Origin of the sequence: Oscillibacter sp. PC13 (assembly GCF_900115635.1) — a bacterium.
Taxonomy (GTDB): Bacteria; Bacillota; Clostridia; order Oscillospirales; family Oscillospiraceae; genus Oscillibacter.
Genome location: NZ_FOXE01000012.1, coordinates 82225 through 98647, shown reverse-complemented (window position 1 = coordinate 98647; position 16423 = coordinate 82225). Strand labels below are relative to the sequence as shown.

At 51.1% G+C, this 16423-nt stretch carries 16 protein-coding genes, 1 tRNA gene, 1 pseudogene and 1 riboswitch; of the genes and pseudogenes, 13 read left to right on the top strand and 5 right to left on the bottom strand.

What is annotated here, in order from left to right; genetic code table 11:
* The 3 genes and pseudogenes from BMZ81_RS14280 to BMZ81_RS08885 form a co-directional block, all read left to right on the top strand.
* Positions 1-175, top strand: a pseudogene (locus BMZ81_RS14280) (IS110 family transposase); the annotation flags it as partial.
* 274 nt (positions 176-449) lie between these two features.
* Complete coding sequence (locus BMZ81_RS08890; protein ID WP_091131089.1) at positions 450-743, top strand: CD1845 family protein; 294 nt, start codon at positions 450-452, stop codon at positions 741-743.
* Between the two features lie 144 nt (positions 744-887).
* Positions 888-2243 carry a relaxase/mobilization nuclease domain-containing protein gene (locus BMZ81_RS08885; protein ID WP_091131086.1) on the top strand — a complete coding sequence of 452 codons (1356 nt, stop codon included), beginning with the start codon at positions 888-890 and terminating at the stop codon, positions 2241-2243.
* Between the two features lie 190 nt (positions 2244-2433).
* On the opposite strand, the gene BMZ81_RS08880 is transcribed toward BMZ81_RS08885, so the two are convergent.
* Entirely contained in the window at positions 2434-2793 is a 360-nt protein-coding gene (locus tag BMZ81_RS08880) for a helix-turn-helix transcriptional regulator (RefSeq protein ID WP_091131084.1), read from the bottom strand.
* Positions 2794-3045: 252 nt separating this feature from the next.
* Here BMZ81_RS08880 and BMZ81_RS08875 point away from each other — a divergent pair, with 252 nt between their 5' ends.
* The 8 genes from BMZ81_RS08875 to BMZ81_RS08845 all read left to right on the top strand — a co-directional run bounded on the left by BMZ81_RS08875 (position 3046) and on the right by BMZ81_RS08845 (position 9883).
* Positions 3046-3663 (top strand): TetR/AcrR family transcriptional regulator, encoded by a 618-nt coding sequence (locus tag BMZ81_RS08875; RefSeq protein WP_091131081.1) that lies wholly within the window; start codon positions 3046-3048, stop codon positions 3661-3663.
* Positions 3660-4547, top strand: a complete 888-nt coding sequence (locus BMZ81_RS08870) for an ABC transporter ATP-binding protein (RefSeq protein ID WP_091131079.1) — start codon at positions 3660-3662, stop codon at positions 4545-4547. Before BMZ81_RS08875 ends, BMZ81_RS08870 begins: the two co-directional genes overlap by 4 nt.
* Positions 4548-4561: 14 nt before the next feature.
* Complete coding sequence (locus tag BMZ81_RS08865) at positions 4562-5356, top strand: ABC transporter permease subunit (protein WP_091131076.1); 795 nt, start codon at positions 4562-4564, stop codon at positions 5354-5356.
* Positions 5357-5368: 12 nt separating this feature from the next.
* A complete protein-coding gene (locus BMZ81_RS08860; RefSeq protein WP_091131074.1) occupies positions 5369-6154 on the top strand; it encodes an ABC transporter permease subunit in 786 nt (261 codons plus the stop codon).
* A gap of 45 nt (positions 6155-6199) precedes the next feature.
* On the top strand, positions 6200-6373 hold the full coding sequence (locus BMZ81_RS08855; RefSeq protein ID WP_091131071.1) for a cysteine-rich KTR domain-containing protein: 174 nt from the start codon (positions 6200-6202) through the stop codon (positions 6371-6373).
* 518 nt (positions 6374-6891) lie between these two features.
* Positions 6892-7311: a sigma-70 family RNA polymerase sigma factor gene (locus tag BMZ81_RS08850; protein ID WP_091131069.1), complete on the top strand. Its 420-nt coding sequence runs from the start codon at positions 6892-6894 to the stop codon at positions 7309-7311.
* A gap of 624 nt (positions 7312-7935) precedes the next feature.
* On the top strand, positions 7936-8079 hold the full coding sequence (locus BMZ81_RS14065) for a hypothetical protein (protein ID WP_177187264.1): 144 nt from the start codon (positions 7936-7938) through the stop codon (positions 8077-8079).
* Between the two features lie 94 nt (positions 8080-8173).
* A complete protein-coding gene (locus BMZ81_RS08845; protein WP_091131067.1) occupies positions 8174-9883 on the top strand; it encodes a recombinase family protein in 1710 nt (569 codons plus the stop codon).
* Between the two features lie 66 nt (positions 9884-9949).
* Here BMZ81_RS08845 and BMZ81_RS08840 read toward each other — a convergent pair.
* The 3 genes from BMZ81_RS08840 to BMZ81_RS08825 all read right to left on the bottom strand — a co-directional run bounded on the left by BMZ81_RS08840 (position 9950) and on the right by BMZ81_RS08825 (position 13365).
* Positions 9950-10025 (bottom strand) — tRNA-Pro (locus BMZ81_RS08840).
* A 787-nt stretch (positions 10026-10812) separates the two neighbouring features.
* On the bottom strand, positions 10813-12327 hold the full coding sequence (locus BMZ81_RS08830) for an O-antigen ligase family protein (RefSeq protein ID WP_091131062.1): 1515 nt from the start codon (positions 12325-12327) through the stop codon (positions 10813-10815).
* A 21-nt stretch (positions 12328-12348) separates the two neighbouring features.
* Positions 12349-13365 (bottom strand): glycosyltransferase family 2 protein, encoded by a 1017-nt coding sequence (locus tag BMZ81_RS08825; RefSeq protein WP_091131061.1) that lies wholly within the window; start codon positions 13363-13365, stop codon positions 12349-12351.
* A 275-nt stretch (positions 13366-13640) separates the two neighbouring features.
* On the opposite strand from BMZ81_RS08825, the gene BMZ81_RS08820 reads away from it, so the two are divergent.
* Positions 13641-13853 carry a cold-shock protein gene (locus tag BMZ81_RS08820; protein WP_091131058.1) on the top strand — a complete coding sequence of 71 codons (213 nt, stop codon included), beginning with the start codon at positions 13641-13643 and terminating at the stop codon, positions 13851-13853.
* A 59-nt stretch (positions 13854-13912) separates the two neighbouring features.
* On the opposite strand, the gene metK is transcribed toward BMZ81_RS08820, so the two are convergent.
* Positions 13913-15100, bottom strand: a complete 1188-nt coding sequence (metK, locus tag BMZ81_RS08815) for a methionine adenosyltransferase (RefSeq protein WP_091131056.1) — start codon at positions 15098-15100, stop codon at positions 13913-13915.
* A 95-nt stretch (positions 15101-15195) separates the two neighbouring features.
* Positions 15196-15288, bottom strand: a riboswitch (SAM riboswitch).
* A 170-nt stretch (positions 15289-15458) separates the two neighbouring features.
* Here metK and BMZ81_RS08810 point away from each other — a divergent pair.
* On the top strand, positions 15459-16340 hold the full coding sequence (locus tag BMZ81_RS08810) for a rhomboid family intramembrane serine protease (protein WP_091131054.1): 882 nt from the start codon (positions 15459-15461) through the stop codon (positions 16338-16340).
* The last annotated feature ends 83 nt before the right edge of the window (positions 16341-16423 follow it).

The following is a 16423-nucleotide window of genomic DNA, read 5'->3' as shown; positions in this document are numbered from 1 at the left end:
TTTTGAGGTCATGCAGGCGCTCAAACTTACACGACCTCAAGACGACCCTGTCCTTCAATTCGTCCTAAAGAAGGAGCAGGAAGGAAAACCTTATAACGTAGCCAAGATGGCCGGCGTTAATAAGTTTCTCCGGATCTACTATGCCAGAGCAATGGAAACACTAAAGCAACAGTAAATCTAGATCTCATTATACAGGTTATTTTCAAATCCACAACCACTGTGGGTTTGGTTTTTGCACCCTTTTTAGGCTGTTGGAGCCTAAACTTTTTTATTTTACCCTTGACTTTTACATTAGCAAGATTTGTTGAATTACTATAAGTATATCATATCATTTCACACAATCATAGCCTGTGATTTCAAAGGCAGTAACAGGTGAAAGTGAAGCATCCTTGAGTGCCGATTTTTTCAGAGTTATAATAGACATATACAGGAAATAGGAGGTAAATCCAATGCGGATCATTCTGAAAATCATCGCCGCTCCTTTCGTGCTGGTGCTGACCCTGCTTGTGGCTGCGCTCTCGTTCCTGCTGAGTCTTTCCGCTGGCGTTCTGTCGATCCCCGCTTCTCTGCTGGGCATCCTGAGTGTGCTGATTATTGTTTGGGAGGGCGATATGCAAACAGGCGTCGCCGGGCTGATCATGGCCTTTGCCATTTCGCCCTTTGGTCTGCCGGCTCTTGCCGGGTGGCTGCTGGGCAAGCTGGACGATCTCAACTACGCCTTGCGGGGCTTCATCACAGGCTGATACTTCTGGTCACGGTGGCCAGAAGATGCAGAAACGGCGGCTAACCACAGCCGCCGTTTGCCACATTAGAGAGGAGGGCCGCCCACGGCCACAACCTATATCAAACCCCATAAGCAGGCCGCCAAGCGGACGGCTCTGCAAAGTCTGAAAGACCGCTTCGACTACGGCCTGAACCCGGAGAAGCTGGGGGCGGTGTCCTCCTACCTCTGTGATCCCGCCACGGCCCACGCAGAGTTTATGGTGGTAAAAAATCAGTATGAGGGGGAAACAGACCGCAAGGCCGAGCGCGGCGCGCTGTGCTACCAGATCCGTCAGGCGTTCCCGCAGGGCGAGGTGACGGCGGAGGAGGCTAACCACATCGGCTACGAAACGGCGATGCGCTGGACAAAGGGAAAATATCAATTCTTTGTCTGCACCCATATAGACAAGGATCATATTCACAACCACATTTACTACAACTCCACGGCTTATGACCGCTCCCGGAAGTTCCGCAACTTCATCGGCTCCACCTTTGCCCTGCGGCGGCTCTCTGACCGGGTGTGTCTGGAGCACGATCTGTCCGTCATTTCCAACCCCAAACTCCACAGCAAGGGCCGCTTTCTGCACTATGGGCAATGGCTGGGCGGGGATCAAAAGCTCTCCTATAAGGAGCAGATACGCCTTGCCATTGACACGGCCCTGACCGAGCGCCCCGCCGACCTTCCCGACTTCCTGCGGCGCATGGAACAGGCGGGTATTGAGGTGAAGCGCGGGCGGGGCGGCGTGATCTCGTTCCGAGTGTCAGGACAGGAGCGGGCAACCCGTTTCCGGGCATCCACGCTGGGGGACGGCTACGGCCCGGAGGATGTTCAGGCTGTCATTGAGGGCAAGTCTCCCACCCGCAAGGCCGAGCCCAGGCATGGCTCACGTCCCGCGCCCCAGCGGGTCAATCTGCTGATCGACATTCAGGAACGCATGAGCCACGGCAAAGGCCCGGCCTATGAGCGGTGGGCCAAGGTCTACAACTTGAAACAGATGGCCGCCGCCCTGCAATTTCTGAAAGAAAACAATCTGATGGAATACGACGAGCTGGCGGCCAAGACCGAGGCGGCCACGGATCGCTTTCATGCGCTGGCCGGAGAGATTCAGCAGACCGAGGCCGAGCTGTCCAAGGTATCCGATCTTATGGCTGCTGTGGTGAGCTACGCCAAGACCCGGCCCGTGTTCGATGGCTACAAGGCGGCCCGGTACAGCAAGAAATATCTTGCCGCACATGAGGCCGAGCTTGCCGACTGCCGGGCGGCCAAGGCCGCGCTGGGTGAGCTTTTGGGTGGGGCCAAGCTCCCCAAAATGGACGCACTCAAAAAGTCCCGCTGTGAACTGACGGAAAAGAAAAAAGCCCTTTACGCCGACTACCGCAAGGCCCAACAGGAGATGCGGGAGCTGGTGGCGGTCAAGGGCAGCGTGGATCATCTGCGCGGCCTGACGGACGGCCAGCGCAATAAGGAACAGACCCGATAGGACTGTGACACAGACAAGAGTGCTTCTGGCCACGGTGGCCAGAAGTACAGCGGGTTTGGGGAGCAACCCCAACAAGCATTTTTGCCGCCCCGGTGGGGGCGCAAAAAAGCAAGTGTCCATACACTTGCATTGCTTGCCGCTAACGCGCACCCCCGGAAACCCCACGAAAAAACGGAGGCCGCGCCTTTCCTTACGCTTCCTCCGTTTCTTTCGCTTCTTTAATTGAGCGGATAATGGTTTCCACCAACCGCAAGTCCTTTTCGTCCATAGAGTTGAGCATGATATTGATGCGCTTTTTGCAAGCGTCATCTGCGCTCATGTCGGGATAAAAGAACTGATCCACCGATATATCGAACCTTGTCACCAGCTGATAGAAAATGTTCAGGCTGGGATGCTGGCCGTCGTTTTCATGGTACATGACGGTACGGGGATCGCGGTCAATGATACAGGCCAGTTGCTCCTGTGTCATGCCGCTGGCTTCTCTTTTGCGCTTGATCTCGCGCCCTATATCGTGGAAATCAAACTTTCGCTCGTCGCGTTCAAATTGCATAGACATCACCCAATGTAATTTTACATTTCGGGTATTAGTATTTGAACGATTTATAATTTCATGCAATATCATATTTAATTGCATGAAACTGCTGACTTGAACACACCAGTACTTTCGAGACTAATCTTCGTTGGCCTAACAATATAAAAGGGAAATTTTTGAATTATACTCCCAACCGCTTGACCGATTCGGTTATTAGTGCTATACTCTGAATAACCGAAACGGTTATTTTTGTAAAAAGGAGGAAATGAATTGGATAAATTTTTGGCCCTGACCGAAGAAAAGAGATTGACCATTCTCAATGCGGCGCTCCAGTGCTTCGGCAAGTTTGGTTATGAAAAAGCCTCAATCAATGATATTGCGGTAGCCGCACACATTTCCAAAGCGTCTGTGTTTCAGTATTTCGGCAGTAAAAAGCAACTCTACATTTACCTGCTGGAATACTGCAAGAAAATCATAGAGGGAATATTTGATAAGGAAGCACTCGATTCCCAAACAGATTTGTTCGACAGGATCATGACTTCCAGCAAAATAGAAATGGAGAGTTTCAAAACACAGCCCTTCATTCTCCAATTTATTTCCAGCGTCTGGGAGGAAACTTCTCCCGATGTACTGGATTCGCTGGCCATCCTGACGGAAGAAACCTGCAAGTTCAGAAACGATATGATTTTGCGGGAAGATGACGCTTTGAAATTCAAGAACCCGGAAGATGCTGGCCCTGTATTCCAAATGCTTCTGCTGATGGCCGAGGGCTATGCGGCCCGATGCCGTGGAGCGGACACTTTTGATTTTGATACCGTCATGGATGATTTTCAAAAGAACATCGCGATTTTGCGGAAAAATTTTTATAAGGAGGAGTATTTGAAATGAGTGAACAAGCGATTGTCTTGAATGAACTGACCAAGCACTATGGGAAGCATCGAGGAATCAATAACCTCAGCTTCTCTGTCAACCAGGGAGAGTTTTTCGGCTTTATCGGCCCCAACGGTGCGGGTAAGTCCACCACAATCCGCACCCTAATGGGGCTGATCCGTCCCACCGGAGGCAGTGCATCTATCTTCGGTTTGGACTGTCACTCCAAGGCCAGCGTCATTGCCAAGGATGTGGGCTATCTGCCCAGCGAGAACAGCTATTACGAAAACATGAAAGTCCGTGAACTTTTGCAGTACACCGCCGATCTGTACGGCATGGACTGCAAGGCAAAGATGAAGGAGCTTGCCGACAGGCTCAATCTGGATTTGTCCCGCAAGATTGCAGACCTTTCTCTGGGCAACAAGAAAAAGGTGGGTATCGTGTCTGCCATCATGACTTCGCCCAAACTGATCATTATGGACGAACCCACCAGCGGATTAGACCCGCTAATCCAGCAGGCATTCTACGATATTCTGAAGGAGGAAAACTGCCGGGGCGCTACCGTGTTTTTTTCCTCCCATGTACTGAGTGAGGTGCAGAAACTGTGTGACCGGGTGGCCATTCTGAAAGAAGGACAGCTTATTGGCATACAGTCCATCAAAGAACTGCGTGAGAGCGGCTATAAGAAAGTCTCTCTGAGCGCAAAGGAGGCTATCCCTCGCGATTTCTTTCATTTGTCCGGCATTGCGAACTATGCGGAGACTGCGGATAAGACCTCTGTCTCCTTTATGTATAACGGAAATATCACGGCCATCATTGATAAAATCCACCTGCTTTCTCTGGACGATGTGCTTTTGGAAGAGCCCTCTCTGGAAGAGATCTTCATGCACTACTATGAATAAAGGAGGTGTCGGGCATGGTCATTTTTAAGTATGAACTGAAAAGGCACCGCAAATATATTTTGGGTTGGGCCATCGCCTTGGCTCTGTGTGTTTTTTTGATGACGCCTACCTATTACAGCTTTATGGATGTTTCCACCGGAGACCTCTATGAAACGCTGGGTACGAGTGATTTTTACAAGGGCGTTGGCGTGTCCATGGAATATCTGACCTCGCCGTTGGGCATTTATGCGTTTCTTACCAGCTTTTTTATGATTGCGTCCGGTATTTTCGGGATGCACTTCGGTATCGCCATTCACACCAAGGAGTGCTCGGAGCGAACCTCCGAATATCTGTTTACAAAGCCCCATACCCGAAAAACGATTTACTGGGCAAAGGCGTTCACGGTTTTTTTCGGCGTAGTGGTCGTGAGCATGGTATATCTTCTCGCCTCTTTTTTGGCGCTGGCCCTGTTCCGCTCCGGCATTGACTGGGGAGAGTTCTTTCTGATCGCTCTTTCCCTTATGCTGGTCACGCTGTTCCTTGCAGCTATGGGGCTTTTGGTAGGAATTCTATTTTCACGCAATCGAAGCCCACTTTTGACTGCCGGGTTAATTGTCTTTGTCGAGTACTGCGTCACCAGCTTCTCCAACATTGTCAGCAACCGTGCCATTAGTTTTCTATCCCCGTACTCGTTCTTTAGTGCGGCTGAGATTTCCAAATCTGGCTTTTATGAGTTGGATTACTTGGGATGGTGTGTGCTGCTATTTGCCCTGTTTTTGGTGCTGTCTTATCGTGTCTTTTTGAAAAAAGACATCCAGTTCCGCTCATGAGGGGGTGCAAAGATGAAAACATTGGTGAAAAACGAGTTCCGCCAAACCAGAAAGACCCTGCTAATCTGGCTGGGGATCATGTTACTGCTGTGCGGATTCTGCTATTTTGAACTTTTATCCTTGAAGGACAGTCTGGATGAGATGGCCCGGACAGTCGGCCAATTCCCTCGCTTGATCATGATCATGTTCGGTGTGAAAGGGGATCTCACGACTGCCCTTGGTTGGTACGCGTGTATCTATTTTTGGGAGGGGCTGTTGGCCTTTGCCTATGCAATCTCTCTGGGCCTGTCCTGTGTGGCGAGGGAAAAGAAATTTGGAACATCCGAATATCTGTTCACAAAGCCTGTGGAGCGAAAAACCATAGTTTTGGCAAAGGTGATTGTTTCATCGGTGAACCTGCTGGTATTTTCCCTGTTCAGCGGTGTGTGCAATTACTTTGCGGTCATTCTCCCGATGGGGGGACTGGAACAGCCGGGAGCTGGAACTGCAACTGTGGTTGGAATGTTCTTGACACAACTTCTGTTCTTTGCCTTGGGCCTACTGTTTGCCAGCCTCTTCAAATCTTATAAGGCTGCGGTTCGTGTCGGTACGGTTTTCGTATTGGCCGCCTATGCTGTCGCCATCACCGCCGAGTACGCTGGGAACCGTTTCTTAGACTATCTGACCCCTCTGCGGTACTATGATGTGTATGAAGTAGCACTAAATGGCGTCTATCTTTCCTCCATCGTCTTAACAGTACTCATTGTGGGCGCGTGTGTAATGGTTTCTACAAGGCGGTGGAAACTGCGTGAGTTGTAAATGTAATTGTCCATAGATATTCTACTATCTGATGAAAAACAAAGAATGAAAAATACCGAATGGCTATTATGCCCCAACTGCAACAACAAAACGAGAATTAAAATCTGTGATAATACAGTACTTGAAAATTTTCCGCTATACTGTCCGAAGTGCAAACAGGAAATAATAATCAGCGTAAAACAATTCAATACCACAGTTATCACAGAGCCAGACGCATAGACGCAGAGCCGATAACCCGTTATCTTTTTGGTGCGGTTTATCGGCTCTTTGCTTTTGCTCCTGAAAACAAGCGCACCAAGACACAAAACCGTTGCACTACAACGATCTTGCGCTTGAGATGTCGCGGCGGTTGAAATAGTTCATTTCAGCCGCCGTTTTCCGTTTTGAAAAACTGGAATACGGGGGGGCGTGTTAAAGTCGCCCTTTTTTGAGGACACGGCGGTATCCGGGAGGTATCGCCGTGTCCGTTTCGCTATTCCATAGCCCGCATGATCTTCAACCGCTAAAAAAAGCGTAGCTCCCCCTCCGGGATCGTCTGGCTACAAACATGAAATTAGCCAGTACATTAAATGCAATAATTTTTCGTGCGTCCGCATAGCGCCATGCTGTGCGGGCGTTTTTGTATGCCCCCGCCCTTGCTTCTGGTCACGGTGGCCAGAGGCTTCCCGGTGTCGTGGGCCGCCTGTTCTCCATTTCGATCCGCACCTACCAAAGAATTTGAAATGGAGGACAATTTTATGACTACGATCAACCTGAAACGGTATTATCCTTATATGACCGAAAACATGACGATGGAAGTGTCTGACGAGATCGCCGCCGTCCTCTCTATGGGTGGCCGTCTGTGTGACAGCTACAAGCGCCAGAAGCGCAGAAACGGTGAGTGCTCCTTGGACACCGATCCCGGCTTCGAGGCCGACGTGCTCCACGGCCCCATGACCCCGGATGAGTACATGGAGAAGCAGGAGCGCGATCTTGCCCTCTATGACGCGCTGGCCCAGCTCCCGCCCGTTCAGGCCCGGCGGATCTATCAGCACTATATCCTCGGCAAGAGCAAGGCCGAGATTGCCGCTGCCGAGGGCGTGGGCAAAAGCCGGGTCTGCTGTTCGATTGAACGGGGCTTGGCCAGCCTGAAAAATATTCTGAAAAATTCTCTCTAACAGGGAGTACTTTTACCTCCTAAGTGCCCTGATAGATGAGAGGTACATTTCTTCTCGCTGACAACTGAATAAACAGTACTCCAGATACGAAATCCGCGTGATAGCGACGTAAGGTGCGCCGCCACGACAGCCAGCTTTAGGAGGTGATGGACAAGCTGGCCGAGCGATCTACGCAGCCTTTAACCCGGTGCTGGCAATCCGGGCGCAAGGACAGCGCGGGGGATAATGAAACTTGTTCACGCCCTCCCACGGACTTGAGGGGGAGTCCCTGCCGTATGCGCCAGCCCTCCACGGGCAGCGGTATCGCGGGGCTATGCAGCCGGGGCCACCGGCGGTCTGGAATACTCCCAGCGCCGGGGATGCGTGGCAAATACGGCGTACAAATCAATCAGAGAGCCGCCGATCCGGGGCCTTTCTGTCTTGTGACAGCCCAAACTTGACCCGGCCCGTCGGCTCTCTCCATTGTGGATTGAAATGGAATAAAACAGTCTCCCTGCTTCTGGTCATCGTGGCCAGAGGTGGGGCAAGGTCAAAGGGCGGCGCTTTTAGCGCCGCCTTTCCGCGTTTCCCCACAGGACAACGGGAGACTGGTAGTATCAAACAACAACGGAACAGGAGGATGCTATGACAGATCCCATTGATCGGGAGGAATATGTATATCAAGTCGATAAGATAAAATTCATCGTCACGCCCGTCTACAAGGAGGACGGAGAGCCGATGCGCGATATTCTCTTGAAACTGATGCTGGCGGAACTGGAGCCAGCTTAACCCCCTTTCACGGACATCCTTAACATGGGCGGTCAACGGAGGTATAATATAGGTAGGATAAAACCTCTTGTTTGACGGCTGAAAGGAGGATATTTTGAAACAGTCAAACAAGAATTTCGCAGTAGGTACTGCCGCTCTATATTGCCGCCTGAGCCGCGATGACAACATGGATAGTGAGTCCAACAGCATTAGCAACCAGAAGAAAATACTTCAAAAGGCCGCCAAGGAAAAGGGCTACACCGATACTATTTTCTTTGTAGATGACGGTATCACGGGCACGACGATGAAGCGTCCCGGCTTTCAGAAAATGCTGACGGCTATTGAGGCTGGGTATATCTCGGCTGTGTTTGTGAAAGACCTTTCCCGGCTGGGCCGTAACTACATTGAGGTCGGCAAGCTGACGGAAGAGTTCTTTCCGCTCCATGATGTACGGCTGGTAGCCGTTTCCGATGGCGTAGATAGTGACGAGGGCGAGGACGATTTTACCCCGTTCAAAAACATTATGAATGAATACTACGCCAAGGACATCTCCAAGAAACGCCGTATCGTCAACAAGATGAAAGGTAATTCTGGTGTACCGCTTTCCCCGCCGCCCTATGGCTACATCAAGAACCCCGATGATCCCCGCTTTTGGGTCGTGGAGGAAGAGGCCGCCGCTGTGGTGCGCCGTATCTATCGTATGGCGCTGGATGGCTTCGGCCTTGCCGAGATTGCCGCCGCGCTGGGTGCGGACGGGATTGTAAATCCCACCTACTACTGGCGGAGCAAAGGAACCAACCGGGGCGGCTCCAAAAGTACGCTGGAGCCTACCAAGTGGGGCCACACCACCATTAAGAAAATCCTCACCTTGCAGGAATACTGTGGCGATGTGATCAACTTCAAAAGCTACTCCAAATCCTATAAGATGAAAAAACGGATTGAGAACCCCGAGGAAAATCGGGCGATCTTCCTCAATGTGCATGAGGCAATCATTGACCGGGCCACTTGGGAAAAGGTACAGACGCTGATGAAGAATACCCGGCGCAAGCGTCCCAGCGTTACCCAAGAGCGGAGCGCGTTCTCCGGCCTTTTGAAATGTCCCGAGTGCGGCGGCAATCTGAACTTCCACTTCAATCAGAACAACCACGATATTAAATTCTTTAGCTGTCAGAACCACAATTCCGGGCTTCGCAAATGTTCCACCACCCACTATATCCGACTGGACTTTCTGGAGCGCGTGGTGCTGTACGAGGTCAAGCGGCTGGCCTGCTTCGCCAATGAGTACGAGGACGCCTTTATAAAGGCTATGGTGGGCCGCTCCGCAAAGGTGGCGGAGAATGACCGTGTACGGAAACGGCGGGAGCTGGACGCTCTGGTGGCCCGTGACAAAGAACTGGATGCCCTCTTTGAAAGGCTCTATGAGGACAACGTAAACGGCAAGATCGACGATGCCCGGTTTGCCAAAATGTCCAAGCGGTACGAGGAGGAGCAAGGCGAAAACTCCAAGAAGATCAAGGCCCTGCGGCTGGAGCTCAAAAAGCAGGAGGGCAGACAAATGGACGTTGACCAGTTTCTTGAAACCGTCCGACGGTACACCGATGCAACGGAAATTACCCAACGCATGGTTGCCGAGCTGATCGACCACATCGATGTGTACCATGCAGAAAAGAAAGACGGCATTACCACCCAGCGGGTTGTCATTCACTATAACTGTGTTGGCGCTTTTGAAGTGCCTGACCGCCGCAATATCCCCGAGGAGGACATCCTCATGCAAACAAGAAAAGGCGTAGCATTAAGCTACGCCCCGTCACAAATTGCGGTATGAATTTTTGAAATAAAAAATGCAGAGTGTCCATTACAGGATACTCAGATCCCATAAGGACACTCTGCATGGTCCGAGTGGCCGGGCTTGAACCGACGACCTCCTGCTCCCAAGGCAGGCGCCCTACCAACTGGGCTACACCCGGTTATGAAGTTGTTGCAATATCATAGCACAGAAAAAGTGAAAAGTAAACTGTGGTCAGTGTCTATGGGCGTCCATGTGGTCATGCGAGGTTTTTCGGAGGGTGAAAGCGGTTCGGAAATCCCGCTTTCGCCCGTGTTTCAAGAGGCGTAGACAGATAGAAAGAAAGCCGAATGATAAGTCGTATAGTATCCCAAAGCAAGCGCGCTACCAACTGCGCTACACCCGGTTATGGAATTTTCCAATTGTGGTCAAACATGTGGTCAACGCCGTTTTTTGACCAGCGGCTTTGCGGAACTGGTTCCCGCTTCTGCTAGTGTCTCAGCGCGTTGTGGGCTTACGCTTTTTCCCTCATGGATGAGGCCCGCGCGCTCCCAAATCACGTGCGCTACCAACTGCGCTAATCCCGGATATTTCGTTGTCTTGATGATAGTACAAAACTCGTGCGATTCAAAGTTTTCCCCCTTCTGTGGCCGACTGCAATTTTTGATGCTTTTCGGTCCGTAATAAATTCCCACTAGTGCCCGCATGTCAATGGCTTCGTGAGTTTTGCCTTTTCCGTCCCGAATAGCGGCACATCGCTCTTCAAAAAAGTTACTCGTGCTATGTCTTCGATATGACATTATATCCTCATCAAGCATATCCATCCAAGTTCATGATGCATGATATTAGATCCCGAAAATCATATCGTTTATATTTTAGCTGATTATTCGATAAAGTCAAGTCCATTTATTATTTCTTCAAGGACGCCCCTGACTCCTGTTGGAGTCAGGGGGACACTCCTCGCTCCGCTAGCTATTCTCCTGGCAAACCTTCGTTCCTGAAAGGGCCACTGCAAATACGAACCAAAAAATACACATTACCCGCGGGTAGTTCCACAAATAATCCGCTAAGCCACAAACCATTGATCCGCAGAGAGCAGCAGCTGCCGCACAGGTAATTGTTCTTGCTGCAGAATCCCTACAATGACGGACCATATGTGCCGCCCGCTTGATATTCCAGAGCATTGCTCCCACAAAGCCAATTACACCTAAAATTCCAGCCTCAATCCAAACTTCCAAGTAAAAGTTGTGTGCATGGACAAACGGTGCTTCCCCATGATACAGGTTCAAGTCTCCAATATATGCTTGTGTAGCGGCAGTTCCCAGTCCTGCTCCGGAAACAGGTGAATTTTTAATGACCTCCACAGCCGCCTCATACAATGGAATACGGCTGGCAGTAGAGCTGTCCGCAGGGTTGGCAATGGTGAGAATACGGTTCCAGATGGTGTCCGGCAGGAATGGTACTGCCAGGACGCAGGCAATGGCAAACGCCGGAATCAGGCGGGGCTTCCAAAGGAACACCATCACCGCCATCGCACATGCCATGCCCACCCAACTGGCCCGGGAGTATGTCATGCCAAGAGCAGCTATTCCCAGCACGAACGCACCGCAAGCAGCCAACTTGCCGGCGCGGCACCGAGTGCACAGGATCAGCGCCAGCACCAGCGGAAGCAGCAAAATCAAAACCTCTGCGAAGGTATTGGGATTATCAAAATAGGATTCCACCCGGCCAGGCATCCCCGCATTCACTTCCAAGTCCACATAAGACTCGTTCACTTCCACACCTTGGATCCGCTGATATACCCCATATAGGGAAGAAACGGCTACGCAGACACTTCCGCCTGCAGCCAATCGCTTTAAATCCGCTGTACAGCGGACGGCACTGACTGTCACAAGCACGCACAGCGCAGCAGAAATATGATAAAATAAAAATCGCAGAGAAAGCGACGGCGCATAAGAAAACGCCACAGCCAAGAACATGGCGCCAAACAGCAGTACCGGATAAAAGCCAATATTCTTCAGATTCAGGCGAAAATGCTGCCGGTGCATCGCGCCGGCATGGAAGAGCACCAGCAACATGGAAAATCCCATCAGGCTGTATGCGTTATTCCAATGAGAAAAGGGAATCACCCACAGCAGCATAATCAGCCAGGATTCCGCAACTGCAGTCTCATCCCCCACAGCAAAGGCCAGCCGGGCAAAAACGCTGTCTTCAAATGTAAGGCGCAGGGCTGCGTACAGCTTGTGCAGCAGCCAGGCCGGCAGATTGATCAAACGTGTCAGGAAACGGCAGAGAAAACTCTCTCCCCAGCCCTTTGCAACAGCCCCCTCCCTGCAGAGGATATGAAGGACCGTACTCTCATCAATTTGTCGGTTGCACCACGCACCTAAGGCCACCAGGCAGCGGTGAACCCCGCTGTCCATATAAGCTGCACACAGTGCCACCCCTAGATGGTACAAATAGCTCTCGCGCAGAATCGTCATTCCGAAATAATCCTCATTTCTTCAAATACGGTTTTTCAGACGGTACATCTGCGTCAGAAGGAAAAAATGCCTCCCCCTCACCAGATTCGCCACCAGTTGCTTATTGGGATTCAGGCCCTCCGGAGTATATGTCTTAATTGCCTTTTCCATCTCCGGCTGACGGCACATCTCCTCCACGGTTTTCTGCCGCTGGCGGACAGGCTTGTCGTTTCCCCTCGCATATTCATTTCCAATTGCAATCAGGAGGCCTGCCCAGTTGGAGTTCTCCCGCCACTGAGGGCAGGTCTCATCCAAACGGTACTGCCCGGCAATCTCCTCTTTCCGCTGCATATAGCGGCGGAAAATTTGCAGGAATTCCCTCATATATTTATGGGTCGCAGAAGAGGGATTGATAAAATATCGGTACAGCGGCTGTTCTGTCACCGCCAGCTTGCTGGCATTGCAAAAGTATTCCATCAAAAACAGCTCGTCCTCTAAATAGGCTCCCTCAAAGGCAATCTGTGCCCTGCGGATAATATCCGCTGAATAGAGATACCTCCAGATAAAACCGTTGAATACCGGCTGCTTTAAACGCTCTCCCAAAAGGGAGACAACTATCTTTTCCCGAATTTCCTTCTGGTCATATACCCCTGCCGGCAGCACCAGTTCCGGAGCCTTATGTCCATCCGCCCATAAGTTCAGGTGCGCGCAGGCAGCTGTGTCAGCCCCGGACTGCTCCCGCAGGCACCACAGTGTCTCCAGGCAGCGGAATTCATAGCGGTCATCTACATCCAAAAAGGCGATGTAATCCCCCTTGGCTTCTGCCAGCCCTAAATTTCTCGCAGCGCTGACACCGCCATTTTTTTTCTTATGGAATACCCGAATGCGAGCATCCTCCGCCGCACACCGATCACAAATGGCCGGAGATCCGTCTGTGCATCCGTCATCAATCAGCAGCAGCTCCCAGTCGGGGAATGTCTGCTTTATCACACTTTCCACACACTTTTGAAGATACTTTTCTGCCTGATAGACAGGGACAATGATGGAAATGCTGGGCATACGACCACTCCTTCAGGCACTTTATTGGACAATCAGAACACTTATTTTGTATAATACCCCATTCCACATCTGAGGTCAACCTGCTTTCAGCTGGATTTTTTATGGAATCTTGCAAATTCTGTTTGACTTTTGTGTGGGATGTGTTATAATGCAGTTTGTGTTCTAAATGTACGAATTGATTGCTACAGCTCTGTAAGTCAATTTCCATTTTGACTTGCGTCGGCTGTGGCTTCTTTTTTTGCTCTGGAATAACATTTTTATCAGGAGGTATCATCATGCATAATGGTACTGTAAAGTGGTTCAACGAAACAAAGGGTTTTGGCTTCATCTCTGACGATGACGGCAGCGGCGACGTATTCGTACATTTCTCCGCTATTCAGGGCAACGGCTTCCGCACCCTGGCCGAGGGTCAGAAAGTCTCCTTCGAGACTGAGCAGGATCCCAAGGATCGCAATAAGCTGCGGGCTGTTAACGTTCACGCTCTGTAAGGCTTTCACCAAAAATTCCCGCTCTCTGAGAGAGCGGGAATTTTTATTCTTCGCCTAGTTTATTTTGCCACAGCAGCCTTCAGGGCCTCCACGCGGTCCGTCTTTTCCCAGGAAACCCCCAGATCCTCCCGTCCCATGTGGCCATATGCCGCCAACTGGCGGTAAATGGGCCTGCGCAGATCCAGATCCCGGATAATAGCCGTTGGACGCAGGTCAAACACATTGCGAACAGCTGCCTCCAGTTTGTCGTCCCCCACAGTGCTGGTACCAAATGTGTCTACCAGAATACTGACCGGCTGCGCCACGCCGATGGCGTAAGCCAGCTCCACCTGGCAGCGGCGGGCAAGTCCTGCCGCCACAATGTTCTTTGCCACCCAGCGGGCGGCATAAGCTGCGCTGCGGTCTACCTTGGTGGGATCCTTGCCCGAGAAACAGCCGCCGCCATGGGGTGCACTGCCGCCGTATGTGTCCACAATGATTTTCCGGCCCGTCAGGCCGGCATCTGCTGCCGGCCCGCCTTTGACAAAGCGGCCGGTTGGATTGACATAGTACTTGGTCTGTTCGTCCAGCATGTTCGCAGGGATGACTTCCTTGATCACGTGCGTAATCATATCGGCACGGATCTGTTCCAGCGTGGTGTCCGGGTCGTGCTGTGTGGAGATTACCACCGTGTCCACACGCACGGGACGGTTCTGCTCATCGTACTCCACGGTAACCTGGCTCTTTCCGTCGGGACGCAGGTACTTCAGCTGGCCGCTCTTCCGCACCTGGGTAAGCCGCAGCGCCAGCTTTTGGGCCAGAGAGATGGGCAGGGGCATCAGTTCCGGCGTCTCATCGCAGGCATAGCCAAACATCATGCCCTGATCTCCGGCGCCATGCCCCAACTCACTGTCGCTGCTCTCTTTGTCCTCCAAGGCTTTGTCCACGCCCAGGGCAATGTCTGCGGACTGCTCGTCAATCGAGGTAATGACGCCGCAGGTGTCACAGTCAAATCCGTACTTGCCGCGGTCATACCCGATGTCCCGCACCACCTCCCGCGCGATCTTTGGGATATCCACATAGCAGCTGGTGGTAATTTCACCCATGACATGGATCAAGCCGGTGCATGCGGTGGTTTCGCAGGCTACGCGGCCTTGCGGATCCTGTTCCAGAATTGCATCCAGCACTGCATCGGAAATCTGATCACAGACCTTGTCGGGATGTCCTTCTGTCACGGACTCAGAAGTAAACAGATAATGTCTTGCCATAACGCTTCTCTCCTTTGTTGTGATCCCTTTTCAAGCGGAAGAAAAAAATTACGCGTTTCACCGACGAAACGCGCAATAAAGAACTCTTTTCTTGCTCCTCATCTGTCGGTATCCGTCGGATTTGGCACCTTACAATGCAGGTTGCCGTGACTTCATCGGGCCGTTCCCTCCGCCACTCTTGATAAGGGATATGAAATTGTCCTCTTTATCCTATCAGAATTTTTCCGATTGTCAATATACAGATGATGAAATTTGTTAAAAAAGAGGTATCGTTAAAAAATTATACATGACTTTTTTCCACAATACGGGTATAATGCATCATGTCATATTCTGATTCCAAGTTTTGGAGGGTTTCATTTTGAGAAAATTGAACGCTGCGGTGGAGCGATTTGCATACAACCATCCCCGCTTTGGCATTCCAAACCTGATGCAGTTTATTGTTGCCGGAAATATGATCGTCTATCTGCTGTCTGTTTTTGCCGGATACGGCGCCGTCAGCTTTCTGGCCTTCAGTTGGGACGCCGTGAAGCATTTGGAACTGTGGCGGCTGGTCACTTTCATCTTTATGCCCGGGTATTACAGTACAGGCGATGTGCTGTGGCTTGCGCTGTTTTTGTATTTTTACTACATGATTGGTTCCACGCTGGAACGGGAGTGGGGCACCGCTAAATTCAGCCTCTACTATCTTTCCGGCGTTGTTCTCACGCTGATTGTCGGAATCGTCATGGGTCTTGTGACGGGGCAAAATATCCGAATTGCCGGGACAAACTATGTCAATCTCTCCATGTTCTTTGCCTTCGCCATGCTGTATCCAGACACGCAGTTTCTGGTGTTTTTCATCATTCCGGTAAAGGTAAAATGGCTGGCCTGGATTGACGCCGCATTCTTTGCCCTGTCGGTGCTGAGCAGTCTTTTTGCCTGGGATCTCCTGGGCGCACTGCTGCCCATCATCGCGCTTCTAAATTTCTTTGTCTTTTTCTGGACGAATATTACGGATGAAATCTCTTATCGGCGGGGGCGGGCCCGGCATCAGAGTTCCCATCAGACCATTCACTTTAAATCCGCCGTCCGGCAGCAAGAGAAAAAAGCACGTGAACAGGGATATCGACATAAGTGTGAGGTCTGTGGCCGCACAGACACCGATTTCCCGGACCTGCAGTTCCGCTACTGTTCCCGCTGTACAGGCTATCACTGCTTCTGCGAAGAGCATATTTTTAACCACATCCATTTTACAGAGTAATCCTTACCCCCGCAGGGTTCCATAAAATGCACTCCCCCTTGAGATGATGAAAATCGCTCAAGGGGGAGTTTGCAGTTGGGCAG

What these genes read in the sequence shown, in the direction of transcription:
- BMZ81_RS08825 (WP_091131061.1), bottom strand. Translation starts at nt 13,365, where the DNA reads ATGCCCAGCATTTCCATCATTGTCCCTGTCTATCAGGCAGAAAAGTAT.
- metK (WP_091131056.1), bottom strand. Translation starts at nt 15,100, where the DNA reads ATGGCAAGACATTATCTGTTTACTTCTGAGTCCGTGACAGAAGGACAT.
- BMZ81_RS08860 (WP_091131074.1), top strand. Translation starts at nt 5,369, where the DNA reads ATGAAAACATTGGTGAAAAACGAGTTCCGCCAAACCAGAAAGACCCTG.
- BMZ81_RS08830 (WP_091131062.1), bottom strand. Translation starts at nt 12,327, where the DNA reads ATGACGATTCTGCGCGAGAGCTATTTGTACCATCTAGGGGTGGCACTG.
- BMZ81_RS08855 (WP_091131071.1), top strand. Translation starts at nt 6,200, where the DNA reads ATGAAAAATACCGAATGGCTATTATGCCCCAACTGCAACAACAAAACG.
- BMZ81_RS08865 (WP_091131076.1), top strand. Translation starts at nt 4,562, where the DNA reads ATGGTCATTTTTAAGTATGAACTGAAAAGGCACCGCAAATATATTTTG.
- BMZ81_RS08880 (WP_091131084.1), bottom strand. Translation starts at nt 2,793, where the DNA reads ATGCAATTTGAACGCGACGAGCGAAAGTTTGATTTCCACGATATAGGG.
- BMZ81_RS08850 (WP_091131069.1), top strand. Translation starts at nt 6,892, where the DNA reads ATGACTACGATCAACCTGAAACGGTATTATCCTTATATGACCGAAAAC.
- BMZ81_RS14065 (WP_177187264.1), top strand. Translation starts at nt 7,936, where the DNA reads ATGACAGATCCCATTGATCGGGAGGAATATGTATATCAAGTCGATAAG.
- BMZ81_RS08870 (WP_091131079.1), top strand. Translation starts at nt 3,660, where the DNA reads ATGAGTGAACAAGCGATTGTCTTGAATGAACTGACCAAGCACTATGGG.
- BMZ81_RS08890 (WP_091131089.1), top strand. Translation starts at nt 450, where the DNA reads ATGCGGATCATTCTGAAAATCATCGCCGCTCCTTTCGTGCTGGTGCTG.
- BMZ81_RS08820 (WP_091131058.1), top strand. Translation starts at nt 13,641, where the DNA reads ATGCATAATGGTACTGTAAAGTGGTTCAACGAAACAAAGGGTTTTGGC.